Origin of the sequence: Streptomonospora alba, assembly GCF_000826685.1 — a bacterium.
Taxonomy (GTDB): Bacteria; Actinomycetota; Actinomycetes; order Streptosporangiales; family Streptosporangiaceae; genus Streptomonospora; species Streptomonospora alba.
Map to the genome: position 1 here is coordinate 201,158 of NZ_JROO01000009.1, position 26,067 is coordinate 227,224.

Here is a 26,067-nt window from a genome sequence, read left to right on the forward strand (position 1 = left end):
GGTGGGACTCCCTTCAGCGGGGCGCGCTGCGCCCGTGCGGCTTCGACTGGTCAGCGGGCGGCGGTGCCGCCGCGATCGGCGGGGCCGGACTCATCGTGGGCGGACCCGCTGCCGAGTAGTTCGTTGAACAGCGCGCGGTAGTGCATCGTCGCGGCGCGCAGGTCCTCGGTGGTGGCTTCGCCGGCGGCGCTGCGCTCGCTGATGGCGCGGGCCTCGCGATAGCGGTCGAGAGTGCCGGCGTGCTCGACCGAGAGGTCGGTGATGCGCTGGTCGTCGTCCTCGGTGGGGTATCCGCGGTCGGCCATGAGCCGCGCTAGGAGCTCGTGCCCCTCGCGCACGGCCTCGCCCGGCGAGTCGACGAACCGCTCCTGGATGCGTTCCCAATCCGCCTCGTACTGTCGGCGGGAGGCGTCGGAAAGGGGCGTCAGCTGCAGCTTGGCGTGGCGCTTCTCGCGCTCGGCGAGATCGCGCTCCGCCGCGCGGCGGTCGCCGTGCTTCTCGACAGCGCGGTCGTACTCGGGGCCGAAGCGCGAGCGCAGTCGGCGCCTGCGCTGCCACGGCACTGCGAACGCCGCTCCCGCGGCCACGACGGCGGCCAGCGCGACGACAACGACGACGATGACGATTATCAGGCCGGTGTCCATGTCGATCGGCCTCCTCGTTCCGGTTCGGTCCCCGCATCGAGCGGGGCCCACTGCGGCTTCACCGCACGGCTACCCGACCAGAGCCGGGTAAACCGGCGACAATCCTCCGGTCAAGGGGGATCGGGAGATCGGCATGCTTACCTGGACTGATAAGGCGGTCGCGGACGGCGGATCCGCGCCGGGGCGAGGGCGGCCGGGTACCTACCGTGCCGAGCGGCGGTGAACCGACGCGCGGGCCCGGTCGCGGAGCGCTCCGCGACCGGGCCCGGCGGCGCCTCGGCGGGCCCCGCGTGCTCAGTTCCCCTCGCGCCGCCTGCTCAGGTAGTTCTGCGCCAGCACCACGGTGATCAGGAACGATCCGCTGACCACTTGCTGGAAGGCCGAACTCAACCCGCCGATCCCGTTGATGATGTTCTGGATGACGTTCAGCAGCAGTACTCCCACCAGCGACCCCGAGACGAAGCCGTAGCCGCCGGCCAGCAGGGTGCCGCCGATGACGACCGCCGAGATCGCGTCCAGCTCGATGCCGATTCCGAAGATGGTCACCCCCGACCCCAGCCACACCGCGTTCAGCGCCCCGGCCAGTCCGGCCAGCAGGCCCGAGAGCGAATAGGCGGAGATCTTGGTGCGCGCCACGGGAACCCCCATCAGCGCGGCCGCGTCCTCGTTGCCGCCGACGGCGTAGAGGTTCTGGCCCCATCCGGTGCGGCGCAGCGCCACCCCGCCCACGGCGAACAGCACGAGCACCAGCAGCACCGGGTAGCCGATGCCCAGGAAGCGCTCCTGCACCATCGGGGTGAGGGCGAGCCCGTCGGGAACGACGTAGGTTTCGCTGCCCTCGTCGGATACGGCCAGCATCAGTCCCCAGGCGCCCAGCATCGTCGCCAGCGTGACGATGAACGGCGCAAGCCGTGCCTTGGCGATGAGCACTCCGTTGAGCGCGCCGATCAGCCCGCACACCCCCAGCGGCAGAGCGAGCGCGGCCAGGCTGCCGTACTGCGACGCCCACGCGGCCAGCACACCGGCCAGCGCGAACACCGTGCCCACCGACAGGTCGATGCCGCCGGTGATGATCACGAACGTCATGCCAAGGGCGATGATGGCGGGGAACGCCGCGCCGACGGCGATGTGGTTGAGGTTGCCCACGCTGAAGAAGCCGTCGATCGTCAGCGCCGCGACCGCCAGTACGGCCGCCAGGACCACAAGCGCGCCGTGCCGCTGGACGAACTCGGCGGCCGAACCGTCGCCCCCTCCCGCGCCGAACGGCCCGCGGACGCCGCCTTTCCGGCCCGGCCCGCCGCCGGGGAGCCCGGTTGCGGACGCGGCCGTGCTCTTCACCGCGGTCATTTCCTCCCCCGCTCCCTCGCCACGTAGACGGCCGCGATGATCACCGCGGTCTGGGCGATCTGCGTCCACGACGGCGGCAGATCGTGTTTGATCAGGGTCGACACGAGCAGCTGCATCAGCACCGCGCCCGCCACCGTGCCGGCGATGCGCACCCTGCCGCCCTGCAGCGGGGTGCCGCCGACCACCACGGCGGTGATCGCGGACAGCTCGATCAGCCGGCCGATGGAGTTGGGGTCGCTGGCCTGCAGGCGCGCTGTGGCCAGCACGCCCGCGACGGCCGCCAGCAGCCCGCACAGCACGTAGACGACAAGCAGCGTGCGCCGCACCGGGAGTCCGGACAGCTCGCCCGCACGGCGGTTGCCGCCGATGGCGACGATCCGGCGGCCGAAGACGGTGCGCCGCACCACGAACACGACCACCGCGACGAGCACCGCCGATATCCACACCAGGTAGGGCACGCCGAGCGCCTCGCCGGCGCCCAGCTCGCGGATGCCGGGATTGCGGATGCCGTCGAGCTGGGGCAGCAGCACCAGCGACAGCCCGCGGCCGCCGATCATCATCGCCAGTGTCGCGACGATGGCCTGGACTCCGGCGAAGGCCACCAACGCGCCGTTGACCGCGCCCGCCGCCGCACCCGCCACGAGCGCCACCAGGACGGCGACCACCGGCCCGTACCCCAGGTAGAGCGAGATCATCGCCGCCGAAAGCGCCATCACCGACCCCACCGACAGGTCGATGCCGCCGGTGGCGATCACCAGCGCCATCCCCAGGGACAGGATGAGTACCGGGGTGACCTGCACCGCCTGGGTGCGGAAGTTCTCCAGCGAGAGGAAGTGCGGGGTGAAGACGAGATTGAAGACCAGCAGGGCCGCCACGCCGATGTAGACGCCGTACTCCTGCAGCCAGGGAACGGCCCGCGTGCGATCGACGCGCACCGCGGGCATGCCGATCGCGGTCATCGGACCCCCTCTGCGCCGGCGGACCCTTCCTCTGCGGCTTCTGCGGCAGCGTCCGTCGCAGCGGCGTCCCCGTCGCCGGCGGCGATGGCCCGCATCAGCGCGCCTTCGCTGACCTCCTCGCCGCTCAGCTCGTCCACGACGGCGCCGTCCTTGAGCACCACGACCCTGTCGGCGCCTTCGATGAGTTCCTCCAGGTCCGAGGAGATCAGCAGAACGCCGAGCCCTTCGGCGGCGAGTTCGTCGACCAGGCGCTGCACCTCCGCCTTGGCGCCGACGTCGATGCCGCGCGTGGGCTCGTCGAGGAGCAGCACCTTGGGATCGAGCGCCAGCCAGCGGGCCAGCAGCACCTTCTGCTGGTTGCCGCCGGAGAGCTCGGCGACCTTCTGCCGGGTGCCGGCCGACTTGATGCGCAGCCGCTCGACGAACACGTCCACCACCCGGTCGATCCGACGCTCGGAGACCAGCCCGAACCGGGACAGCCGCGGCATCGCCGCCAGCGCGATGTTCTCCCGCACCGACAGTTCGGGGATGATGCCCTCGCTCTTGCGGTCCTCGGGCAGCATGCTGACACCGGCGGCGATGGCCGCGGCCGTGGACCGGCGGCGCAGCGGGACGCCCGCCACCGTGATCCGGCCCGACCGCAGCGGCATCGCCCCGGCGATCGCGCGGGCCGTCTCGGTGCGGCCCGACCCCAGCAGTCCGCCCAGCCCCAGCACCTCGCCGGGGCGGATCGCCAGGGAGACGCCGTGCAGTCGCCGCCGGTCCCGCAGGCCGTCGGCGACCAGCACCGGCTCCTCGGCGCGCCGCTCGTGCGGACCGCCGAAGGTGGTGGCGCCCTGGCGCTCGACCTCCTTGGCATCCCGCCCGAGCATGAGCGAGATGAGCCCCAGCCGATCCAGGTCGGCCAGCGCGCCCGTGTGGACCACCCGGCCGTCGCGCAACACGGTGACGCGGTCGCAGATCCGGTACAGCTCGTCCAGCCGGTGGCTGACGTAGACCACCGTGATGCCGCGCTCGCGCAGGCCGCCGATCACCGAGAACAGCGTCTCGACCTCACGGGGCTCCAGGGACGACGTCGGCTCGTCCATGATCACCACGCGGGCGTCGGCGACCACGGCGCGGGCCAGGGCCACCATCTGCCGGGCACCCATGGACAGCCCCTGCAGGGGACGGGTCACGTCGACGTCGACCCCGTAGTCGCGCAGGATGCCCGCCGCCTCGCTGTGCATGCGCGCGAAGTCGATCAGCCCGAAGCGCCGCGGCTCGCGTCCCAGGAACAGGTTGCGCGCCACGCTGAGCAGCGGGATCAGGTTGACCTCCTGGTAAATGGTGGAGATCCCGGCCTGCTGCGCGCGCAGCGGCGCGTCGAATCGGACGGCCTCCCCGCGATAGCGCATCTCCCCGCCGTCGGGGGCGTACACGCCGGTGAGAACCTTGATCAGCGTCGACTTGCCCGCCCCGTTCTCGCCGACCAGGGCGTGCACCTCGCCGTGGGAGAGGTCGAAGTCGACGCCGTCGAGGGCCAGCACCCCGGGGAACCGCTTGGTGAGTCCGCGGGTCCGCAGGACGGGACCGGCCGCACCGGCCCCGCCCTGCTCTGCGGTAGCGGTCATCGCCACCGTCTCCTCCTCATGTGCTCCGTCGCCGGTGCAGCCTGCGGTGCCGCCCGCCGCTCAGTAGGCATTGGACCGTTCTTCCTCGGCGTTGTCGGCGTCGTACTCCCGGTCGGAGATGATCAGCTCGACGGGGACCTCCTCGCCCTTGCCGAAGGACTCGTGGGCGTCGAAGGCCAGCGGGCCGAAGCGCGGGTTGGACTCCACGACGCCGTGGACCCAGCCGTCGAGGATGAGCTGCACGGCCTCCTCGGTGCCGTCGACCGTGACGATCTCCACCTCGCCGGGCTCCTTGCCGGCCCCGCGCAGCGCAGTGACCGCGCCGATGCCCATCTCGTCGTTCTCGGCGTAGACGCCGTCGATGTCGGGGTTGGACTGGATGAGCTGCTCGGTGACCGACTGGCCGCCCTCGCGGGTGAACTCGCCGGTCTGCTCGAAGACGATCTCGATGCCGGGCGCGTTCTCCTCGATGCGCTCCTTGAAGCCCTTGGTGCGCTCGGTCGTGACGTTGTTGCCGGCTGCCCCCAGCAGGATGGCGACCTCGCCCTTGCCGCCCAGGGCCTCGGTCATCTGGTCGGCCGCGCGCCTTCCCTGCTCCACGAAGTCGGAGCCGATGAAGGTGACGTAGTCCCCGCAGGCGTCGCCGTTGATCTGGCGGTCGATGGTCACGATGGGCACCTGCTTGCGCTCGGCCTCGGCCAGCACCGGCTCCCAGCCGTCGGAGTTGAGCGGGGCGATGATCAGCAGCTCGGCCCCCTGGGACATCAGGTCCTGCACGTCGCTGATCTGCTGGGCGAAGTCGGACTGGGCGTTGGAGGTGATCAGCTCGACTCCGCGCTTCTCGGCCTCCTTTTCGATGGAGGCGGTCTCGGTGATGCGGAACGGGTTCGACTCCGCCTCGGACTGGGAGAAGCCGACCTTCATGTCGGCGAGGTCGAATTCCTCGATGCCGGCCTGCTCGGCCGAGCAGGTCTCGCCGCTGCCCGCGGCGTCTTCGAGCACCTGGGCCTGGGCGGCGGTGTCGCCGCCGTCCTGGCCGCCTGCGGCCTCGTCCTCGCCGCGTGCGCAGGACGCCGCCAGGAGCGCCAGCGCTGTGCAGCCGGCCGCGGTGAGGACCGTAGCCGTGCGGCGCGGGGCGCGCTCGGCGCGGTCGGAGGGGTCGATTGCCATTTCCAGCCTCCACCGGAGAAGGGATGTGTGAGCCGGTCGGGTCGCGCGGCGCGCGAATCAGCCGAGCGGGGTGCGGACGGACGGGGACTCGGGCGGGTCGGCGGGGTCGGGGCGGAGCGCGGATCGACGGGGCGCGCCCCCGCGGACTCCGGGGCCGGTGCCGCCCGCCGGGTCACGGGCGGGCGGCACCGGTGCGGTCGGAAGGCGGGTCCCCACCGCCCTCCGGCCGCGCCGCCGCGGCGCCGTCCGGCCGGTCAGGCCGGGCCGGTGCGCGGTCGGGGGGACTACTCGGCCCAGGGCTCCTCGATCGCCCAGGTCGCGTCCGCGTCGAAGTCCTGTGCCGTCTCATAGGGCTCGGGACCGCCGACACCGGCGAGCCAGAGTTCCTCTTCGTAGTGGCGCAGGAACTGGTCGGGGAAGTTGTAGGAGCGCAGCGAGACCCCCGAGCCGGACAGGCCGGGCGCCGCGCACCAGGTGGCGTCCTCGCGGTAGAGCTCGGAGCCGTCGGGCGCCTCGCGCCGTACGCGGGATGCGCGGTGGCGCAGGTACTCGTCGGGGTAGTTCACCGATTCGAGGGAGTAGCACGTGTCGTCGGCCAGGCCGGGCACGATCCTCCACGTCGCGTCCTGCTTGAGCAGGTCGGAGCTTGACTCGTCGACCACCGAGGTGAATCCGAGCGCGTCCCGGTGGCGGATGTAGCGGTCGTCGTGGCCGGATGTGGTGACCCGCAGCGAGTGCTCGCCCGTCGGCAGCTCGGCTTCCCCGCCGACCGGGCGGCCCGCGATCAGGTCCTCGTGCGCCTCCCGGATCCGGGGCTCGTCGACCTTGACCCGCTGCCGGTCGTAGGTCCACAGGCCGTTGAGCTCGTTCTCCACATCGGTGATCTCGGTGTAGATCGCCGCGGAGAGCCCGTTGGTGCGTTCCAGCCGCTGGAGCCCCGCGGTCAGGCCGACATAGCGGGAGGTCAGCGATTCGCTGTCGGAGACCATCTCGTAGCCGAACCCGTTTCCGGGACTCCACTCGTGGCCGTCGACCCGCAGGCCCAGGCCGCCGTACTCGCCCAGCACGGAGGCGCGCGAGTCGGTGGCCGGAGCGGGATCGCCGGGGCCGACGTAGATGTGGGAGTCGACGACGTCGCCGTTGCCGGTGTCGTGCCAGCCCGAGGCGCCGGTGACCAGCCGCGAGGGGTCCGTCCGCTTGACCTCCTCGGCGATGCGGGCGCCGTCGTACTGGCCCCATCCCTCGTTGAAGGGGATCCACTGGGTGATCGAGGGGAAGCTGCGGTGCTGGTCGACCATCTCGCGCAGTTCGTGCTCGTACCGGTCGCGCGCGGCTTGGTCGGGGTTGTGCGCCATGGACGGCATGTCCTGCCACACCAGCATGCCCATGCGGTCGGCCCAGTAGTACCAGCGGTCCGGCTCGACCTTGACATGCTTGCGGATGGTGTTGAAGCCGAGGTCCTTGGCCGCCTTGATGTCGAACTTCAGGGCCTCGTCGGTGGGCGCGGTGGAGATCCCGTCGGGCCAGTAACCCTGGTCGAGCGGACCCATCTGGAAGACGTACTCGCCGTTGAGCGTCATGCGCCGCACTCCGTCCACCATCTCGGTGCCGACGGAGCGCATGCCCGCATAGCTCTCGACCCGGTCGCGGACCTTGGAGCCGCGCTTGAGCGCGACCTCCACGTCGTAGAGGAACGGGTCGTCGGGCGACCACAGGTGCGGATCGGGCACCGGCACCTCGATCCGGGAGCCGGGCTCGCCGCTCGCCCTTCCCACGACCTCGTCGCCGTCGCGCACCGTCACCTGCGCTGTCGCCCCGCCGGCGCCTGCGGCGCGGACCACCGCGTCCAGCTTCTCGCCGGACACGTCGGGCGTGAGGTCGACTCGGGTGGTGTGCGCCGGCGCGACCGGCTCCATCCACACGCTCTGCCAGATACCGGAGTAGGAGGTGTAGAAGATGCCGCCGGGGTCGTTGCGCTGCTTGCCGACCGCCTGCTGGCCCGAGTCGGTGGGGTCGTGCACGCCCACGACGATCTCGTTGTCCTCGCCGCGGCGCAGCGCGTCGGTGATGTCGAAGGAGAACCTGTCGTAGCCGCCGCGGTGGGCGCCGATCTTCGTGCCGTTGACCCACACGTCGGCCGTGTAGTCCACGGCGTCGAAGTTGAGCTTGACGTGCCGGCCCTTCCAGGAGTCGGGGACGGCGAAGGTCCGGCGGTACCACATGCGGTCGGTGTCCTCGGCGATCCCCGAGAGCGCGGACTCCACGGGATAGGGGACGAGGATGCTGCGGTCGAGTGACCGGCCGATGGGCGGTTCCTCGCCCTCCTCGGCCGGGGCCCACTCCCACTCGCCGTTGAGGCTGTGCCACTGGTCGCGCACCATCTGCGGGCGCGGGTACTCGGGCAGCGCGTTGTCCGGCGACACGTCGTCGGTCCAGGGGGTGGTCAGCGGGGGTTCCTGCGGCGCCCACTCGGCGGCCTCGGCGGGGGAGGCCAGCGTGAGAGGCATGATCAGTGCGGCGGCAGCGGCAGCCAGCGCGGTCAGCGTGGAGCGGGGGCGCCTGCCGCGGAAGGCGCGGCGAGGTCTGGCGGACGGGGGGTCGACGTCATGCGGGAAGCGTCTCATCCGAAGCCTCCGGGTAGGGGGATTCGGTCGAGCGGGGTGCCGGCGCGGCCCGCTGACCGAGGTCCCATGGTTTTACAACGTGGGAAACCCGGTTCCATTCATGATGAGAGCACAGTCACAGGTGGCTGTCCAGACCCCGATTCGCCGCTCCGTGGAGTTCACGGATCCTCCACCGCAGCGCGGTTCGTGCGGGAACATGCGGTGAGCAGCGCCCATGTACGGGGTGGTCTTCGGTGTTGTATAACGATGGAAAAGTCAGCACCGACTCCGGGCACCGGGCAGCGCCGAGCAGACCGAGGGCCCGGCCGGTCCGCTGGTCGGCAAGCGCCTTCAACCGGCGCCGCTCCGTGCCGATCGCTCCGTAGGCTCGGAGCCGGGCGCACGGATGTGAGCGGGCAGGCGCGCGTGCGAAGGAGGCGCTGTGGGCATCAGCCTCAAAGACGTGGCCGAACGCGCGGGCGTGTCGGTCAAGACCGTGTCGAACGTGGTCAACGGCTACCGCCACGTCACACCGGCCACCCGGCAGCGGGTGCAGCAGGTCATCGACGAACTGGGCTACCGGCCCAACCTCACAGCGCGCCATCTGCGCAAGGGGCGAACCGGGATCATCGCGCTCGCCCTGCCCGAGCTGGGCAACCCCTATTTCGCCGAGCTCGCCGACGCGGTGATCAGCTACGCGGCCGGGCTGGACTACATCGTGCTGCTGGACCACACCAACGGGCGCCGCGACCAGGAGATCCTGTTCGCCCAAGGGTTCCGGGCGCGGCTGATCGACGGGCTCATCCTCAGTCCCATCGAGCTGGAGAACGAGGACCTGCTCGCCCGGGGGAACGACGCGCCCCTGGTGCTCCTGGGCGAGCGCGAGTACGAGGCGCCGCACGACCACATCGCCATCGACAACGTCGCCGCCGGGCGCACCGCCACCCGGCACCTGCTCGACATGGGCCGCCGCCGGGTGGCCTTCCTCGGCGCCCGCCACGGCCGCGCGCGCCGGACGGCGCATCTGCGCCTGCGCGGCTGGCGCGCGGCGATCGCGGAGTCGCCCGACGCGGCGGGCGGCGACGAACTGGTCGCCACCACCGACGGCTACGCGCGCGGGGACGGCGCGCAGGCCATGGCCCGCCTCCTGGACTCCGGCGCCGCCCCCGACGCGGTGTTCTGCTACAACGACCTGATCGCCATCGGCGCCATGCGAACGCTCACAGAGCGGGGTCTGCGGGTGCCCGAGGACGTCGCGGTCGTGGGTTTCGACGACATAGACGACGGCCGCTACTGCTCCACCAGCCTGACCACCGTCGCCCCGCACAAGCAGGCGATCGCCCGGGCGGCGGTGGACGCCCTGCTGGCCCGCCTGGACGGCGGCGCCGAGGCCGCGCAGAGCGAACCCCGCCACATCCGCCCGGGGTTCGCCCTCATCCGCCGGGAGAGCACCCTCGGTCGGCCGTAGCCGCGCGCGGGTTCCCCACTCCGGCAGCGGAGCAGGAACCCTCGGGAACCACCTGGGCAACGCCGTCCCGGCAGCCTCGCCCCCTCGGCGGGAAGCCGGCCCGCAGCCTAGAGGGCGAGCACCGTCAGGACGCGTGCCACAAGGGCGGCCGTGGCCGCGGCGACCGCGGCGGCGCCCACGACGCCACCGAAGTCCCGGAACGGGCGTGCTCGGCCACGCCCGTCGGGTGCGCTGCGGTTCCCGGGCGGTGCGGGCGGTTCGGCGCGCCGGGCCCCGCGGGCCGGCTGCACCGAGTGCGCGCAGGGGCACCCGTGCGGAGAGCGCAGCGGCGGTTCCGGTTCCGGGCTCCGGAGCGCTGTGCCCGGCCGCCCGGAACCGGCGGATCGGGGCCGGTGAACGTGCGGTGGGGGCTCGGCGGTCTGCGGAGGACGTGTGGCCGCGGGCCCGCTGGCGATGATCTCCGGCCGGCTGTCGGCGAGGTGGCGGATGAGGGAGGCCAGCGCGGCGTTCTGGGCCGCGTCGAGGGCCGCGGGATCGTCGGGCGGGCCCGGCCGGTCGGGCTGGGGCGCGGTCGGCCGAACGGTGTTCCACGGCGCGGCGTGTCCGCCGTACGTAGTGGCTGCGGGCATGGCTGTGCCTTTCAGGAAGCGCTGAGGGCACCGGCGGGTGCCGCCGCACGGCGGAGAAAGGGCGGGAAGCGGAACGGGAAGTCCGGAGCCTGCGGGGAAGGCCGGATGAACGCACCGTTCCATCGGGGATCCCGCGATCGTGGCGGGCCCGTCGGTGCTCCGAGTTTATCCGCGCGCACCCCGCGGATTCCGGGATTCCGCTTTTCCGAGTGGCAGGGATTTCCGCTGCTGAAAGTACACGCAGGTAGGCCGAGTGGCGGAGTGCCGGGTCACGGGTGCGCCCGTGTGGGCGATCCGGGCGTTGGGTGCCGCCGAGCGGTAAAATCAACGGGGATTCCGGCGGCGGAGGATTTCGGTAGCGGTGTCCGTTTCCTGGAATCGGGTGAGTCCTTCACGGGAATCCGATCTCAGGTTTCGGAAGTGCGCCATCCGGACGGCACTCGGCCCGCCGGTCCGTCCGCCTGCTCCGCCGCCGCGGCCACGACCCGGCGGGCGGTCTCGACGATTGCGGCCAGCCGTGTGTGGTGGGCGCCGGGCCAGTAGACGCGGCCGCAGTCACGGCAGCGGGAGAAGGTGTCGTAGGTCCTGCGGGTACCGGGTTCCAGCAGGTGGTCGACGTCCGCTTTGAAGGCGGGGATCAGCGGCCCGTTGCACGCGCTGCAGCGGCTCCACGGCGCCAGCGGCGGTACGAACCGGTCCAGCACGTCGTGCAGTTGGTCGTCGGGGTGCTGCCCGTGCACGAAGGCCCCGGCCGCCAGCGCGCGGCGGTGCAGAAGCCGGCGGTCCTGGGTCAGCAGCACGCGGTGCTGCCGGTTGGCCATCGCGACCAGTGTGTCGTCGTCGAGGTCGTTGCTGTAGGCGGTGTCCACACCCACCAGGCGCAGTCGGCGGGCCAGCGCTCCCAGGTGCACGTCGAGCAGGAACCGAGGCGGGCTGAAGGGCGGCCGCTGCGGGCGGGTGATTGTTGTCACGTCCGCGGTCGTGCCGGGGGCGGGGCGGTGGTCGGCGCCCACGCAGCGCCCGTCCGCGAGCAGGCGGCCGACCTCGGTCAGCGGCACCCCCGTCGACTGGACCACGTGGCCGAGGGTCGCGGTGGGGTCGTGGTCCATCCGGATCTCGGCTGCGCGGGTGCGGGCGGGCAGGAAGAACCGCAGTTCAGGCGCGAACCGCAGGCGCACCCCGGGCCGATCGGGCCGATCCATGCCCCCAGGGTGCCAGAGCCGTATCGGGCGCTCGGGCCCGTCCTCACCGGCGCTGCGGTCTCGGCTCCCGCGTCCGGCCGCCCCCGGTGCGCCGCGGTTGCGTTTTCCTGAGAGGATTCACATGATCCTGAGAGGATTCACATAAAACCCCGGTAACGCCTTGAATGTAACGAGGGCGTCACGACACGATGGGGGTGCTCGGTGCATCCCCATCCGGGCCTGACCCTGTATTCCCGTCCGGAAATGCGATCCGTGACTACTAACGTACAGTCTGCACGCAATACCGTCGCCGCCCCTCCGGCCGGCGGCTCCGAACGACGGTTCCTGCCCGAGGTGCAGGGGCTGCGCGCCGTGGCGGTCGCGCTCGTGCTCGTCTACCACGTCGACCACGACCTGCTGCCCGGCGGTTACGTCGGCGTCGACGTCTTCTTCGTCATCTCCGGCTTCCTGATCACGTCGCTGCTGCTGCGCGAGGCCCGCACCGAGGGGCGGGTGTCGCTGGGGCAGTTCTACATCCGCCGGATCCGGCGGATCCTGCCGGCGGCGAGCGTGGTGCTGGCGTCCACCGGGCTGGCCGCGTTCTGGCTGCTGCCGGAGCCGCGGCTGGCCGAGACCGCCAAGGAGTTGGCGGCCAGCGCCCTGTACGTGGAGAACCTGTTCCTGGCCGACCAGTCGGTGGACTATCTGGCGGCCGAGAGCGCGGCCAGCCCTGTGCAGCACTTCTGGTCGCTGGCGGTGGAGGAGCAGTTCTACCTGCTCTGGCCGCTGCTGTTCGTGGCCTGGGCGGCGGGCGGCCCGCTGTGGGGGCGCCGGCGGGCGATCCTGGCGGTCACGGCCGGGGTGCTCGTGGTGTCGCTGGGGTTCTCGGCGGTGCTGACCGCCTCCGATGCCGAGTCGGCGTACTTCCTGCCGCAGACGCGGATGTGGGAACTGGCCGCGGGTGGCGTGCTGGCGGTCGCCGCCGCGCGCATCACGTGGCCGGCGGCGGCGCGCTGGGTGCTGGGCTGGGCCGGGCTGGCCGCGATCGGCTATGCCGCGCTGAACTACAACGATCAGACGCCGTTCCCGGGCCTGGCGGCGCTGGTGCCGGTCGCGGGGGCGGCGGCGGTGATCGCCGCCGGGCAGAACGGGGGCCGCTGGTCCACGTACGGGCTGCTGGCCAGCCGTCCGGCGCGGTTCGGCGGCGACATCTCCTATGCGCTGTACCTGTGGCACTGGCCGGTGATCGTGTTCGCGCTGGTGCTGACGGGATCGTCGGAGCTGGAGCCGCTGTATGCGGGGCTGGCGGTGGTGGTCTCTGTGCTGCTGGCCTGGGCCACGAAGGTGGCCGTGGAGGATCCGGTGCGCCGGTGGGGGCTGCTGCGCTCGGGCAGGCACGCGGCGTCCTTCGCGGTGGCCGCCGCGGTGGTGGTCGGCTTGATCGGCGCCGGTCAGATGGCGCGGTACGAGTGGCTGCAGAACGTGGAGTTCGATCCGGTGCAGCATGTGGGCCCGGCTGCACTGGGCACGTCGGAGCCTGCGGGCTCGGGCGATGCGCAGCTGTACCCCTCGCCGGTGGCCGCGGGCGACGACCTTCCCGACGTCTGGAGCGAATGCCAGGCCGATCCCGGGGCGACGAAGCTGCAGTCGTGCGTCTACGGCCCCGACGACGCCGATACCACCGTCGCGCTGACGGGCGACTCCCACGCGGCCCAATGGGCCCCCGCACTGCGCAAGATCGCCGAGGAGCGCGGCTGGCAGTTGCACGTCTACGCCAAGTCGTCGTGCTCCTTCACCCTCACCACGATGGAGCGCAACGGCAACGACTACGGCAAGTGCACGGAGTGGAACGAGGCTCTGCTCGACGAACTGACCGGTGAGGTCGAGCCCGACATCCTGTTCACCACCTCCAGCGCCAACAACAAGGCGGCCTCGGCGGCCACCCAGTCCGAGGGTGCCGTCGACATCGCCGCCGGCATGAACCGGCTGTGGGGACCGCTTGAGGACGCCGGTACCGAGGTCGTCGCCATCCGCGACAACCCCCGCATGGCCACGCGTCTGCCCGAGTGCGTGTCACTGCACAGCGACGACCTGTCGAAGTGCGAGAAGCCGGCCGAGGAGGCCTTCTCCAACGAGGACCCGCAGCTGATCGCCGCCGAGCACGACTCCGACGTCGAGGTCGTCGACCTCACCGACCAGTTCTGCACCGGCGCCACCTGCCTCCCCGTGATCGGCAACGTCATGGTCTACCGCGACAGCCACCACATCACCGCCACCTACTCCGAGATGCTCGCCCCGGAACTCGAACAGGCGGCGCAGAACGCCCTCGGCGGCCTGTAGGCCCGCGATGTGGGGAGGGCCGCGCGGCTCCGCCCACCGGCGAAGCCGCGCGGCCTGCGAGGCCACCGCAGGCGGCGGCGGATGCGCGGACCGGGAGATCGACCACGCGGGGAAGCTTCGTGCCGGTGCGTGCCGGTTTATCACCGGGTGGCGCTATCGTGGCCGCGTGCGCGAACCAGACGAAAGAGAAGATCGCCCCGAACCGGCAGACTCCGCTCACTCCGGTCGGGCCGCGGGCGGCATCAAGGAGCCCTGGCAGGCGGACCCCGGGGCCGACAAGGTCGGCGGCGGCCCTGCGGGCAGCCGGGGCGGGCCCCCGACCGGTATCGACACCAGCGTCGCCCACAACGCGCGGGTGTGGAACTACTGGCTGGGAGGCAAGGACAACTACGCGGCCGACCGCGCGGCCGGCGACCACGTGCTGTCGCTCTTCCCGAGCATCGTCGACGTCGCGCGCGCCGACCGCGCCTTTCTGCGGCGCGCCGTGCGCTATATGGCGGGCGAGGCCGGGCTGCGCCAGTTCCTCGACATCGGCACGGGCCTGCCCACCGCCGACAACACCCACGAGGTCGCCCAGGCCCTCGCACCGGAGTCGCGGGTCGTCTACGCCGACAACGACCCGCTGGTGCTGGTGCACGCCAGGGCGCTGCTCACCTCGCGGCCGCCCGGCGCGACCGACTACGTCGAGGCCGACATCCGCGAACCCGACCGCATTCTGGAGGCGGCCGCGGCAACCCTCGACCTCGACCGGCCGGTCGGGCTGATGCTGCTGGGCGTCCTCAACTTCGTGCTGGACACGGCGGAGGCGAGCCGCGTCGTCGCCCGCTTGGTGGAGGCTCTGCCTCCGGGCAGCCACGTCGCGATCACCCACCCCACCCTGGACATGGGCGGCGAGGCCAACGCGGAGGCGATGGCCTTCTGGAACGAGAACGCCACCCCGCCGATAACACCGCGCACCGTCGCCGAGATCACCGGTTTCACCAACGGCCTGGAGGTTCTGGAACCGGGCGTGGTCTCCTGCGCGGAATGGCGCCCCGACCCCGGCGAACTCGGCGGCGCACCGCAGCGCGTCGCCCAGGTGGGCATCGTCGCGCGCAAACCCTGATCCGAACGAAGCCCGGCCGGCACCGGAACGAGAAGCCGGTGGACGCGGGCGGGCGCGGCGCGGGCCCCGCGCCGCGCCCGCGGCTCATGCCGGCGGCGCCGGTTCGGTCGGGCGGCCGTAGGTCATGCGGCGCAGGAACCATTCGGCGGGCCCCCGCCGGAACCCGGCGCGGCGCAGGGCATCAGCCAGCACGACCGTGGCCAGCCACACCGGGGCGCACAGGCCCGTTCGATGCGGCTCCGTCAGGCCGGGCGGCGCAGCAGCCACGCCCAGAAGCCGCGGCGCGGATGGCGCGCCTTGATCCTTCCGGACTTCACCTCGCCGCTGACCCGCAGCACGGGTGCCCCGGGCGCGGGCGGCCCCTTCACCTTGTTCACGACGGTGCCGCTGGAGGCCGTCGTGTCATCCATGTTCACCCACCAGCCGTGCGGCACCACCAGCACCACCGAACCCGACTTGGCGCGGGCCTCGACGGCGACCTCGCTGTACGGGCACTCGGCCGCGGTGAAGTCGAGCTTGATCATGCCGGACGCGCACTCCACCGTGATGTGCTCCGGCACCGGCCAGTAGCCCTCCCGCTTCAGGCGGCCGCTCTTGGTCTCCAGCACCAGCGGAGGCGTCTCGACGCTGCGCCGGCCCGCCACGGGTTCGGCGGGCAGATCGGCGGTGAGCGGTTCCAGATCGGCCCGGGTCTTGGCCGCATACACGGCGGATAGCCGCTCGTCCAGTTCGGCGAGCTCCAGCCGGCCCTCGGCCACCGCCTCGCGCAGCCGCTCGGCGGCGGCTTCGCGATCGGCGTCGGCGACGCGCAGAGCGGGCGCAGCCGAGGCCGGTTCCTCTTGTGCATCGCCCACGTCCGGCTCCCAACCCGTTGGAATCGCGCCCTGTCCGCGCTACGAGCATATGACGGCCTCGTTCACCGCCGGTCCGAGGCGGAAACTCACCGCCGCCGGCGCGCGGGGCGGCGCACCGGCGCTAGAGCGAACCCGGTGGGCACAGCGATGACAAGGACGGTCCAGGCAGCCGTACGGCATGGCCGACTCCGGACGGGACGGGCCGGAGCTCCGGAGGGGCGAGGGGCGAGCGGAGCGGGGCCCTCAGCGGCGGCGCGCCGTCGGCGCCAGGCCGAGGATGACCACCGCGCCGACGACCAGGTGCGCCGCCAGCAGCACGATCATGCTCGCCGTGCCGGCGGCGGAGATCACCGGTCCCATCAGGGACAGCACCAGCACCGCCGCCGCGACCGCCGTCCAGATCGGCCCCGGACGCCCCGTCAGCCGCTCCAGCACAGCGAGCAGCGCCCACCCCGCCGCGCCTGCCCCCAGGGCGGAGGCGGCGATCGACACGGGGCCGATGGGGCCCACGGTCCCGCCCCGGTCGCCGGCGACCTCGATTCCCGCGACGGGCACAGCCACGGCCCACAGCGCGAGCACCGCGACAGCCGCTCCGACCACAGCCCCCGCGCGGCGCAGGCTGCGGCCCCCGCCGGCGGAAGCCGACGAAGGAGCGCTCTCGGAGGCGGGTGCGGATTCGGTTCGACCTGACATGTTCTTCCCTTCCGTCCCGCGGGACACCGTGTCCCGTGCGGGCTTGGCTGAGGTTCGGCAGGTGGCCGCGATTGCGGTCGGCCACCGGCGGACACCGAAAGACTCCCGCGAGCGCCGCGATTCCGCCTCGGGCGAGGGGATACCGTTTCCCCGACTCCGGTCGGCGCGGCACCTACTTCGGTCGGTGTCGGCGCCGTGGCCCCCGTGGCTAACCTTGGCCGGTGAACGAAGAGACCGGCCCCGGCCAGGCGGCAGACCCTGGATGCTCGACGGCTCCGCGGCCGCTCACGGCCCTGGGCGTGGCGGCGGCGTCGGCCGTGCTCGCGGCACTGACGATCTGGGCCCGCAACGGCGCGCAGCCCGACGCCGCCGCGCTGACGCTGGACATCGCGGTCGGCGTGCTCGGCTGCGCGCTCGCGCCGCTGCTGCTGTGGCGCCCGCTGACCGGTGCGCTGGGCCTGGTGGCGCTGGCGGCGCTGTCCCCGGCCGTCACACCGCCGGCCACCTTCGCGGCGCTGCACGTCGCGCAGCGGTACCGCCTCCCGGTCGCCGTCGCCGTCGCAGCGGCGGGCGTCGCCGCGCATGCGATCCAGGGGCTGTGGCAGCCCAGCGGCGGGCTCTCCTACGGCTGGTGGCTGGTGCTGATCACCACCGGGTACGGCGCGATGGTCGGGTGGGGCGCGCTGGTACGGGCCAACCGCGCCCTGGTCGTGTCGCTGCGCGAACGGGCCCGGCGCGCCGAGGCCGAGCAGGGCCGGCGGGTGGCCGAGGCCCGCATGGCCGAGCGCACCCGTATCGCGCGCGAGATGCACGACGTGCTCGCCCACCGGCTGTCGCTGCTGGCCACCTACGCCGGCGCACTGGAGTACCGCCCCGATTCCCCGCCCGAGCGCCTCGCCCAGGCGGCGGGCGTGGTGCGCACGGGGGTCCACCAGGCGCTTGAGGAACTCCGCGAAGTCATCCTGGTGCTGCGTGACGAGGACACGGCCGAGGGGGTGGGCCCCGCCCGGCGCAGTCCCCGGCTGACCGACATCCCCGCCCTGGTCGAAGAATCCCGCTGCGCCGGAGTGGGGGTCCGGCTGCGCGACGAGACCGCCGAGGCCGACAGCCTGCCCGCCGCCCTCGGCCGCACCGCCTACCGCGTCGTCCAGGAAGGACTGACCAACGCGCGCAAGCACGCCCCCGGCCGACCGGTCGAGGTGGAGATGACGGGACGGCCCGGCGAAGCGCTCGTGATCACGGTGACCAACCCGCTCGGCGGTGGCGAGGCGTCGGCGGACGCGTCGGCGGAGGGGTCGGCCGAGGGGGCGGTGCAGGGGAGCCGGTCGGAGAACGGCGGAGGAGGCGCGCGGCGGCCCGAACGCAGCGGAGCGCACGGGAAGCAGGCGGCGTTCGGGGACACGGGCGGGCTGCAGGCGCGGGAAGCGGAGCCGGAATCGGCCCTGGGCGGCGTCGTCGGCGCGGCCACGGGCCGGGCGAGGTCCCGGGGAACGCTCATCCCCGAGCTTCCGACGAATGATCCCACCGCGCCCAGCAGCGGGACCGGCCTGGTCGGCCTGACCGAGCGGGTGCACCTCGCCGGCGGGCGGCTCGACCACGGCCGGTCCGACGGAGGGTTCCGGCTGCACGCCCGTCTACCATGGCCCGCATGAGCCGGGAGCTGCGGATTCTCATCGTCGACGACGACGCTCTGGTCCGCGGCGGGCTGTCCATGATGCTCGACGGCGTCCACGGCATCTCCGTCGTCGGCGAAGCCGCGGACGGCGACGAGGTCACCGCTGCCGCGGACACCCACGCGCCCGACGTCGTGCTCATGGACCTGTGCATGAAGCGGGTCGACGGCATCGCCGCGACCCGCAAGCTGCGCGCGCGGCCCCGCGCACCCGAGGTCGTCGTGCTGACGACCTTCGACAGCGACGAGAACATCCTGCACGCCCTGCGCGCCGGTGCGGGCGGCTTCCTGCTCAAGGACACCCCGCCCCCGGAGATCGTCGACGCGGTCCGCAAGGTCGCCGCCGGCGACCCGATCCTCTCGCCCCGCATCACCCGCCGCCTCATGGACCGCGCCGCCACCCAGTCCGGCGCCTACGAACGGGCGCGCGCCGCCTTGGAGTCCCTGAGCGCGCGCGAGCACGAGGTGGTCCAGGCGGTAGCCGAGGGCCGCGCCAACGCCGAGATCGCCACCCGCCTCTACATGAGCGTCCCCACGGTCAAGGCCCACGTGTCCAGCATCCTCACCAAACTCGACCTGGACAACCGCACCCAGATAGCCCTCCTGGCGCATGATGCGGGGCTGGCGTGAGGACACGATCGCCGGTGTTCCGTGTTCCCCTCATGCGGCATCGAGTACGGAGCGGACCTCCGGCACGTCGGAGATCCCGTTCCTCATCATCCGCGGCGCCGACGAGGAGGCGGCCGGAGAGGTCACCGTTCGGGATATGGCCACCGGTGAACAGCACAGGGTGCCCGACGGCGACGCTGGCGCGCAGATAGAGCGACTCCTCGACCACTGATCCCGGGATCTTGCACGCAAGATCGGTTTGGAGGTGGCCTGAAAGTAAAGCTTGTACCCGTCGAAAAGGGGGTCTCCTATCCCCTGCGGAAACATCACTCACATCCGAGCGCTGCCGCCATCGAGCGCCCGGTTTTCGTTACTTGAGGCGCCTGATAGCAGTGAAATCCGCGCGTTGGATTGGTGTCAGGCGCGTGTGAAGGCGGTTCCGAAGCTGCCGCCGCAAGATTTGCTGGCGGAGAGTGTTTGCTTCCGCCTATTCTGATGGTGACGGCGTTGGCATCACTCGGAGGTCCGTAGTGTCTGACTTCGCGGCACGAGCGCGCGCGGCTCTGGATGAGCGCGATATTTCGCTACGGGCGGCCGCCCGGGCGATGCACATAGACCCCGGCCACCTCTCCCGCGTGCTCTCCGGAAAGCGGTCCCCTTCTCCGCAACTCGCGGAAGCTTTGGATGGCCTCGTCGGTGCCGAGGGTGCCCTGGCCGATCTTGCGGCGACTCTGGACGAGGATGACCGGGGCCGGATCGCACACAGCGTCGCGGAGCCGGCACGCGTGGACCTCGGCACGGTGCGCGCGTTGGCGGACGTGCTCGCGGCACAGCGGCGGCTCGACGACACGTTGCCCGCCACCGCGATGCTGCCGTCGACGTCGGCACAGTGGGAGACCGTGGAGCGGTTGGCGCGCGACGCGCGGGGGCCGCATGCGGACGCCCTGCGCGAAGTCGCTGCGGAGTGGGTCCAGTTCGTCGGGTGGCTGCACGCCGAAGCGCGCAACGACGCCGACGCGGTCCGCTGGCTTACGGAGGCAGAAGACCGGGCCGACGAGGTCGGCAGTGGGGAACTCGCGGCGCAAGCGGCGAACTTCAAGGGTTACCTAGCGCGTCGACAAGGGCGCCCGCGGGCGATCGTGCGCTGGTTCTCTGCGGCGTACTACACGCCTGGAGCGGCCCCGCTGCAACGTGTCGGGGATGCGGTCCAGGCAGCCCATGGATACGCGCTACTGGGTGAACGCGACGCAGCACGGCGATTGTTGGGGGAAGCGTCCGACCTCGTCGACGAGGCCGGGGATACGGAGGCACCGGGCACCGCCTATTGGCTGTCTCCCACGTTCTCGCGGATGGGGATGGGCCTGGTTCACCTCGCCCTGGGCGAGTACGCGGAGGCGGCAGCCAATCTTCGGGCCGGACTGGACGGACTGCCGTCCGAACAGCGGCACGCGGAATGGTCACGCGAGTACCGGGACGCCCTGGAGGAGGCGCGCGCCGCGTAAGCCCGGCTCGGCTGCTCGGCCCAGTTGGCCATGGCGTTGTAGTCACTCTCGGCGCCGAGAGTGACTCTGCGGCCGCTGTCACCGCAACTCACCGTCGACTCCAGGACCGGGTGCGCCTTCTCCGCGTAGTGCATCATCGAATCGCATCGCCGAACCGGCCGGAGGCCGATTTTTCCGAAATGACGCAAGAGGTAGCCGCGTCATAGTTCACCTGAGGGGCGATTTCTCGCAGAGAGGTGTTGACCGTTGCCTTCTATGAGTGGGCAACAGGGTCACACTTTCGCGCGCTTCTGCTTCAAGGAAGGCTATAAGGCAGTACAGACCCCCGCGACGCGGGCAAGGCGTCCGGGGGCGTGGCCACCAGCTATCAAGGAGCTGATGACATGAGGCAGAGTAGCCGTCCACACACGCGGTCCGCGAGGCGGTGGGGGCGCACGCCGGAGTGCGCGCACGCCCATGCGGCCGCTTCACTGATGCAGATCCGCCATCCCGACTTGGTGATCTGGTTCGGCGAGAGCTCGCGCCGGTACTTCGTGATGGACGCCGACGGTCTGCACGAGTTCCCCGACACCGACGCCGTCCTGCTGTTCGCTTGGCAGCGCACAAAGCGGTCCCCTCGCCGCGTTACGCACCGAGCGCTTCGCTTCGACGACGGTCTCGATGACCTGCGCGAATCCCTCAGCGGTCCGCTGCGCGAGCTGATCGCCGCCCGGCCGGACCTCACGCACACGCCTGCCGAGATGGCGGGGGAGAGGTGACCGCAGTGAACGCACGCGATATCGACACTGCACTTCTCGCCATGCTGAAGGCACGTTACGGCGCCCGATGGAACATCAGGCGCACTGAGAACCTGTGGATCGCCACCGCCGACGACCCCGATACCGACCGCGCACCCACCGTCGTCCAGCCCGATGTCGAGGCCTTCGTCCGCGAACTGGAGGAGCCTCCAGCACGCGCCTGCCGTCCATCGTCGCTGCTGTCGTCGTCCTGGGTCGCAGCCCACTTCGACCAGGCCGGCGACGGCGCCTACATCTCCCGGGAGTCGCCGCGAACCTAGAGACACCGCGTGCCGAGGAAAAGCGCCGTAAGGCCCCTCCTCGGCACGCGACTGCAGTTCACGCGAGGGTTATCGCATTGTGTTGCTATGCGTCGCCTGGTGGCTCTTCCTTTACCCAGCACTTGCGGTGCTCGCGAACATACCGAATATCAATCCGATGGCTAGGATGTCTCCGTAGCTCCCCCATGATGCTTCCGGTGAACGCATCGACGATCGCAAGGTCGTCCGTAAGGTAAAGTGCTCCATTGTCGAAGCGCAGGTGATCATTTGGGCATAGGCATAGGGCGTTCGACTCTATATCGGGGCCGTCATGGGGAAACCCGAGGGGTTGAATGTGGGCTGCTTCGCTTCTAGGGCCGACGGGAAGAGCGATCGTATTTCCGCAGACCTGACAACGATTGGAGTGCCAATTCTTCACATTCTCTGTGACTTTCGAGTTGCGTCGAATTCGCGTTGAGAGGACTCGTTCGGCAGGGCTTCCTGCTTCATGGTCATGGCCGGAATCAAGGTTTTCTGGTTCGGTTGGAAGGTAGTTCCGATCTTCCAATTCGCGCGAACTTGATATCTTAACGAGAAGGAATTGGCAGACACGGTAACCGTCATCCCTAGTCTTGAACCAATGCCGCATCACGCGGTACAAGCCGTCGTACCGGTATCCGTTAGATGGCGAGTAATCAGTTCTCGCTTGCCAGCCACGGATCACGCGGACCGGTAGTCGCTCAAGTTGGTTCTTGACCAAGGCAGCGTTGCCGGTGTCGTTGAGATCCTGATCCTCGGCCTGGCTGCCATTTTTTTGGCCACCATGACCGGTATAGACGATGGCATCGCCATGGTCCTCATCGTCTTCGTACCCGCCACTGAGGACGATGGCGTCAGCACCGTCAGTCCGTATGCCCGATATGCCTGTTCGGTTGTGAGCGTGGAGTTCGTTCAATCGGACACTGTCCCGGTCCGGATACCACGTCCCTTCCGGTTGTCCCGTGATCTCGCCAAAACGCCTCTGGTAGTCCTGAGCCATGGGACGTCAGTGTAAGTCTGATCTGTCCGATACAGGGGTGTTCGTGCAGCTGCTGTTATTTCCTTATTCAGGCTGTATCTGAATCCTCACCCCTGCACTGGCAGGTTGAGTTCTACTCGCAGGTCGTCGGGGTTCATGTCGGGGGAGGGTTCGGTTACGTAGACCTCCCACATGGACCTCGCCGGGGTCAGGCCCTGTTCGTCGGCCCACGTGCACAGGCGGTCCCACGATGCGGGCAGGCCGTCGAATGCGCCCGCGTGGGTCAGCCGGGCGACGCGCCCCGCGGGCAGGGTGCTCGGCACGACGTCGCCCTCCGGGTCGATGTGGCGGTCGACAGGGAAGCCGACCTCAAGGTCGACGGGGTCGCCGAATCCGCCGTGGTACAGGCCGAATGCGGGCCCGGTGATGTTCGCGCCCTGGCCAGTGATCGCGGGGACGAGGGCGCCGAACGAGCGGTCGAAGAAGGTGGGCAGATCGGCCTGTTCGACCGTGCCTCGGATGACGGCGGTGGTGGACGGCTGGACCGAGACGATCCGCGGCTCGTATCCGTTCGTCTCGGGGGTGGGCTGCTGCATGTGTCGGTTCCTTCCGTTGCGTTGGCGGCCGGTGCCGGTGCCCGGTGCCCGGTGGAGGCGGGCGCGGCACCCTCGACCGGCGCAGTGGCGGCTGCGCCCTCACGGTGCAGACCGCCGGCGCGCCTCGGAGTCATCGCACAGTGGCCGGTCGACTCTTCGTCGCCGCACAGCCGCCGGTCGGCTCATCATCGCCGTCGCCGTGCCGATCGCGGTGGACCCCGCACGCCCCGCGCGTCAAGCGCGGCGTCCCGCCCGTATCCCGGCCCCCGTGCCCTCGCGCCACCCATGCTCCGTGCCCTCGCACCGCCCCTGCCCCCGTCCCGCCCGAGTCCGCCGCTGTCGCCAGGCTCCTCCCGACGGCCGTCCGCCGGCGGGCTACCATCATTGGCCATGACCGGGAGCCCGGGCCGCAAGCGCCCCACCATCAGTGACGTCGCCCAACGTGCAGGCGTGACCAAGGGCGCCGTGTCGCGGGCGCTGAACAGCGGGACCGGTGTCAGCCCCGGGACCCGCGAGCGCATCCGCGAGGCGGCGGTGGAGCTGGGGTGGAGCCCGAGCTATGCCGCGCGCGCCCTCAACGGGAAGCCGCTGGGCACCATCGGCCTGGTCGTCCGCCGGTCGCCGGAGATCCTCGACTTCGACGCGTTCTTCGCATCGTTCCTGTCCGGCATCGAGTCGGTGCTCTCGGGCGAGGAGCACGCCACGGTGATCCGCTTCGTGCCCGACGCCCAGACCGAGGCCACCACCTACGAGCGGCTGTTCGGCGACCGCTTCGTCGACGGTTTCCTGGTCACCGACCTGCGCGTGGACGACGAGCGCCCGGCGATGCTGCACCGCCTTGGCGTCCCGGCCGTCGTCGTCGGCGCGCCCGAGGGCTCCTCGGACTTTCCCACCATCAGCAACGACGCCCGGGAGGCGATCCGGGCGCTGGTGCACCGGTTCGCCGAGACCGGCCACCGCCGCATCGCCCACGTCCAGGGCGATCCGCGCATGCTGCACGCGCTCCAGCGCCGCCGCCACTGGGAGGAGGCGCTGCACGAACTCGGGTTGGAGCCGGGTCCGGTGGAGTACGGCGGTTACACCATCGAGGGCGGCGCCCAGGCGACCGGGCGCCTCCTCGCCCGCGGCGAGCGCCCCACGGCGGTGTTCTACGGCAGCGATCTCATGGCCATCGGCGGCTACTCCGTGCTGGGCGACGCCGGGCTGGCCATCCCCGGCGACGTGGCCGTGGCCGGATTCGACGACATAACGCTGGCCTCGTACGTCTCGCCGCCGCTGGCCACGGTCCGCAGCGGACACCGCGAGCTGGGCAGCTCGGCCGCACGCATTCTGCTGGACATGCTCAAGGGCCAGGAGCCGCCGGCGGTGACGAGGAGGACCGGCGAGCTGCGGCTCCGGAGTTCTGCAGGGTAACGAGTCGGTAACCTCCTCTCCTTTTGTCGAGTGATCTCTCCTACACTCGCTCGGTAAACCGGTTTACTTCTGTGTTGCGCTTCCCCATGAGCCACACAGCGACCCCCGAACCCTTCAACCCCCCACACCCCGCATCGACCGAACAGGCACGTCGGCGGACCCTGCGCCGCCCCGGCCGCCCTGTCACCTCTAGGCGACACGGCAGGCGCGCAGGGCCACGACGAGGAACGGAGATGGTCGTGAAGATCCCCGCCAAAGCAGTAGTGTCCGCCTCGACCGCGCTCGGGATGGTCGCCGCCCTGACCGCCTGCGGCTCCGGCGAGGAGTCCGGAGACCAGACGCTGACCTACTGGGCCAGCAACCAGGGCGCGAGCGTCGAGGAGGACAAGAAGGTTCTCGAACCCGTGCTCGATCGCTTCACCGAAGAGACCGGCGTCGAGGTCGAACTCGAGGTCATCCCCTGGAGCGAGCTGTACAACCGCATCCTCACCGCGGTCAGCAGCGGCGACGGGCCCGACGTGCTCAACATCGGCAACACCTGGGCGGCCAGCCTGCAGAAGACCGGCGCCTTCGTGCCTTATGAGGGCGAGGACCTCGAGGCCGCGGGGGGCGAGGGCCGCTTCGTGGAGACGAGCTTCGCCACCGGCGGCGCCGAGGGCGAGCCGCCGACGTCGGTCCCCCTCTACGGCCTGTCCTACGCGCTGTTCTACAACCCGACCATGTTCGAGGAGGCGGGCATCGAGGAGCCGCCCTCGACCTGGGAGGAATTCACCGACACCGCCGAGAAGCTGACCAAGGACACCGACGGCGACGGCGAGACCGACCAGTACGGCTTCACGATGGAGGCCGGAAGCGAGCGGCAGAACTCCCACTTCGCTCACGTCCTGGGCATGCAGCAAGGCGGACAGCTCTGGGGCGACGGCCCGAGCTTCTCCTCCCCGGAGGTGGTCGACGGAGTGAAGATGCGGCTCGACATGATGACCGAGCAGGAGATCGTCGACCCCAGCAACGCCGAATTCAGCGACGGCACCCAGTCCATCGGCGACTTCGTCGACGAGCGCGCGGCCATGATGATGATGCAGGGCAGCGCCCGCACGACCCTGGCCTCCCGCGACTTCGACAACTATGAGGTCGCCCAGATCCCCATGATGGATCCGCTGCCCGGCGAGCCGATCCAGAGCCATGCCGCGGGCATCAACATCAGCGTCTTCAACGACACCGACGACAAGGAAGCCGCCCTGCAGTTGGTGGAGCACCTGACCAGCCCTGAGGAGCAGGTGTACCTGTCGCAGGAGTTCCAGACGCTGCCGGTGGCCACGGAGGCCTACGACAACGAGGAGCTGCAGAGCGAGTCCATGGACACCTTCCGCACCATCCTCACCGACCACGCGGCTCCGATGCCGCTGATCCCCGAGGAGGGGCAGATGGAGACGGTGCTCGGCGAGTCGATCGCCGGGCTCTTCGCCGACGCCGCGACCGGCAGCGAAATCACCGAAGCCGACGTCCGCAAGGCCATGGAGGAAGCCGAAACCCAGATGAACGCCGCGAACTAGACCCGGTAGCAGGCGGTTCGTCCAACCGGCCGCCCCGTCCCTCCGCGGCGGGGCGGCCGTTC

At 71.0% G+C, this 26,067-nt stretch carries 23 protein-coding genes; 11 read left to right on the plus strand and 12 right to left on the minus strand.

The annotated features are described in order from the left end of the window. Positions 1 to 50 precede the first annotated feature (50 nt). From LP52_RS05930 to LP52_RS05955, 6 genes are all read right to left on the minus strand, one after another. Positions 51 to 644 (minus strand): hypothetical protein, encoded by a 594-nt coding sequence (locus LP52_RS05930; protein ID WP_040271384.1) that lies wholly within the window; start codon positions 642 to 644, stop codon positions 51 to 53. Positions 645 to 938: 294 nt separating this feature from the next. Further along, the gene (locus LP52_RS05935) at positions 939 to 1,991 is read right to left on the minus strand and encodes an ABC transporter permease (protein ID WP_084722940.1); all 1,053 of its coding nucleotides are present in this window, start codon (positions 1,989 to 1,991) and stop codon (positions 939 to 941) included. Next, positions 1,988 to 2,950, minus strand: a complete 963-nt coding sequence (locus LP52_RS05940; protein WP_040271385.1) for an ABC transporter permease — start codon at positions 2,948 to 2,950, stop codon at positions 1,988 to 1,990. The genes LP52_RS05935 and LP52_RS05940 overlap by 4 nt, the downstream gene beginning before the upstream one ends. Next, on the minus strand, positions 2,947 to 4,563 hold the full coding sequence (locus LP52_RS05945; protein ID WP_052809492.1) for a sugar ABC transporter ATP-binding protein: 1,617 nt from the start codon (positions 4,561 to 4,563) through the stop codon (positions 2,947 to 2,949). The genes LP52_RS05940 and LP52_RS05945 overlap by 4 nt, the downstream gene beginning before the upstream one ends. A gap of 60 nt (positions 4,564 to 4,623) precedes the next feature. After that, the gene (locus LP52_RS05950; RefSeq protein WP_040271386.1) at positions 4,624 to 5,733 is read right to left on the minus strand and encodes an ABC transporter substrate-binding protein; all 1,110 of its coding nucleotides are present in this window, start codon (positions 5,731 to 5,733) and stop codon (positions 4,624 to 4,626) included. Between the two features lie 284 nt (positions 5,734 to 6,017). Next, a complete protein-coding gene (locus LP52_RS05955; RefSeq protein WP_238580747.1) occupies positions 6,018 to 8,240 on the minus strand; it encodes an AbfB domain-containing protein in 2,223 nt (740 codons plus the stop codon). 538 nt (positions 8,241 to 8,778) lie between these two features. On the opposite strand from LP52_RS05955, the gene LP52_RS05960 reads away from it, so the two are divergent. After that, positions 8,779 to 9,804: a LacI family DNA-binding transcriptional regulator gene (locus tag LP52_RS05960; RefSeq protein ID WP_040271389.1), complete on the plus strand. Its 1,026-nt coding sequence runs from the start codon at positions 8,779 to 8,781 to the stop codon at positions 9,802 to 9,804. A 107-nt stretch (positions 9,805 to 9,911) separates the two neighbouring features. Here LP52_RS05960 and LP52_RS05965 read toward each other — a convergent pair whose 3' ends face one another. Together LP52_RS05965 and LP52_RS05970 are read right to left on the minus strand one after the other, a co-directional pair. Next, positions 9,912 to 10,433 (minus strand): hypothetical protein, encoded by a 522-nt coding sequence (locus LP52_RS05965; RefSeq protein WP_040271391.1) that lies wholly within the window; start codon positions 10,431 to 10,433, stop codon positions 9,912 to 9,914. 407 nt (positions 10,434 to 10,840) lie between these two features. Further along, positions 10,841 to 11,635, minus strand: a complete 795-nt coding sequence (locus tag LP52_RS05970; protein WP_052809493.1) for a Mut7-C RNAse domain-containing protein — start codon at positions 11,633 to 11,635, stop codon at positions 10,841 to 10,843. Between the two features lie 243 nt (positions 11,636 to 11,878). On the opposite strand from LP52_RS05970, the gene LP52_RS05975 reads away from it, so the two are divergent. Next, entirely contained in the window at positions 11,879 to 13,954 is a 2,076-nt protein-coding gene (locus tag LP52_RS05975; protein ID WP_193789956.1) for an acyltransferase family protein, read from the plus strand. Between the two features lie 325 nt (positions 13,955 to 14,279). Beyond that, positions 14,280 to 15,059, plus strand: a complete 780-nt coding sequence (locus tag LP52_RS05980) for an SAM-dependent methyltransferase (RefSeq protein ID WP_040271545.1) — start codon at positions 14,280 to 14,282, stop codon at positions 15,057 to 15,059. Positions 15,060 to 15,301: 242 nt separating this feature from the next. Here LP52_RS05980 and LP52_RS05985 read toward each other — a convergent pair whose 3' ends face one another. Both LP52_RS05985 and LP52_RS05990 read right to left on the minus strand, forming a co-directional pair. Next, positions 15,302 to 15,913: a DUF1707 SHOCT-like domain-containing protein gene (locus tag LP52_RS05985; RefSeq protein ID WP_202966049.1), complete on the minus strand. Its 612-nt coding sequence runs from the start codon at positions 15,911 to 15,913 to the stop codon at positions 15,302 to 15,304. A 243-nt stretch (positions 15,914 to 16,156) separates the two neighbouring features. Further along, the gene (locus LP52_RS05990) at positions 16,157 to 16,606 is read right to left on the minus strand and encodes a DUF6069 family protein (protein ID WP_040271393.1); all 450 of its coding nucleotides are present in this window, start codon (positions 16,604 to 16,606) and stop codon (positions 16,157 to 16,159) included. A 221-nt stretch (positions 16,607 to 16,827) separates the two neighbouring features. On the opposite strand from LP52_RS05990, the gene LP52_RS05995 reads away from it, so the two are divergent. From LP52_RS05995 to LP52_RS06020, 6 genes are all read left to right on the plus strand, one after another. Further along, on the plus strand, positions 16,828 to 18,258 hold the full coding sequence (locus LP52_RS05995) for a sensor histidine kinase (RefSeq protein WP_238580748.1): 1,431 nt from the start codon (positions 16,828 to 16,830) through the stop codon (positions 18,256 to 18,258). Then, positions 18,246 to 18,908, plus strand: coding sequence for a response regulator (locus tag LP52_RS06000; RefSeq protein ID WP_040271394.1), 663 nt, complete (start codon positions 18,246 to 18,248; stop codon positions 18,906 to 18,908). The genes LP52_RS05995 and LP52_RS06000 overlap by 13 nt, the downstream gene beginning before the upstream one ends. Further along, the gene (locus LP52_RS28915; RefSeq protein ID WP_394298189.1) at positions 18,892 to 19,119 is read left to right on the plus strand and encodes a His/Gly/Thr/Pro-type tRNA ligase C-terminal domain-containing protein; all 228 of its coding nucleotides are present in this window, start codon (positions 18,892 to 18,894) and stop codon (positions 19,117 to 19,119) included. The genes LP52_RS06000 and LP52_RS28915 overlap by 17 nt, the downstream gene beginning before the upstream one ends. 298 nt (positions 19,120 to 19,417) lie before the next feature. Further along, entirely contained in the window at positions 19,418 to 20,389 is a 972-nt protein-coding gene (locus tag LP52_RS06010; RefSeq protein ID WP_157036224.1) for a helix-turn-helix domain-containing protein, read from the plus strand. 473 nt (positions 20,390 to 20,862) lie between these two features. Further along, a complete protein-coding gene (locus tag LP52_RS28250) occupies positions 20,863 to 21,147 on the plus strand; it encodes a hypothetical protein (RefSeq protein ID WP_238580749.1) in 285 nt (94 codons plus the stop codon). A 5-nt stretch (positions 21,148 to 21,152) separates the two neighbouring features. Then, on the plus strand, positions 21,153 to 21,446 hold the full coding sequence (locus tag LP52_RS06020) for a hypothetical protein (RefSeq protein ID WP_040271396.1): 294 nt from the start codon (positions 21,153 to 21,155) through the stop codon (positions 21,444 to 21,446). 85 nt (positions 21,447 to 21,531) lie between these two features. Here LP52_RS06020 and LP52_RS26235 read toward each other — a convergent pair whose 3' ends face one another. After that, positions 21,532 to 22,464, minus strand: a complete 933-nt coding sequence (locus tag LP52_RS26235; RefSeq protein ID WP_084722943.1) for a YDG/SRA domain-containing protein — start codon at positions 22,462 to 22,464, stop codon at positions 21,532 to 21,534. 86 nt (positions 22,465 to 22,550) lie between these two features. After that, positions 22,551 to 23,039 (minus strand): GyrI-like domain-containing protein, encoded by a 489-nt coding sequence (locus LP52_RS06030; RefSeq protein WP_040271400.1) that lies wholly within the window; start codon positions 23,037 to 23,039, stop codon positions 22,551 to 22,553. A 390-nt stretch (positions 23,040 to 23,429) separates the two neighbouring features. On the opposite strand from LP52_RS06030, the gene LP52_RS06035 reads away from it, so the two are divergent. Beyond that, on the plus strand, positions 23,430 to 24,452 hold the full coding sequence (locus LP52_RS06035; protein WP_040271401.1) for a LacI family DNA-binding transcriptional regulator: 1,023 nt from the start codon (positions 23,430 to 23,432) through the stop codon (positions 24,450 to 24,452). A gap of 233 nt (positions 24,453 to 24,685) precedes the next feature. After that, complete coding sequence (locus tag LP52_RS06040) at positions 24,686 to 26,005, plus strand: ABC transporter substrate-binding protein (protein ID WP_040271402.1); 1,320 nt, start codon at positions 24,686 to 24,688, stop codon at positions 26,003 to 26,005. Positions 26,006 to 26,067: the final 62 nt, after the last annotated feature.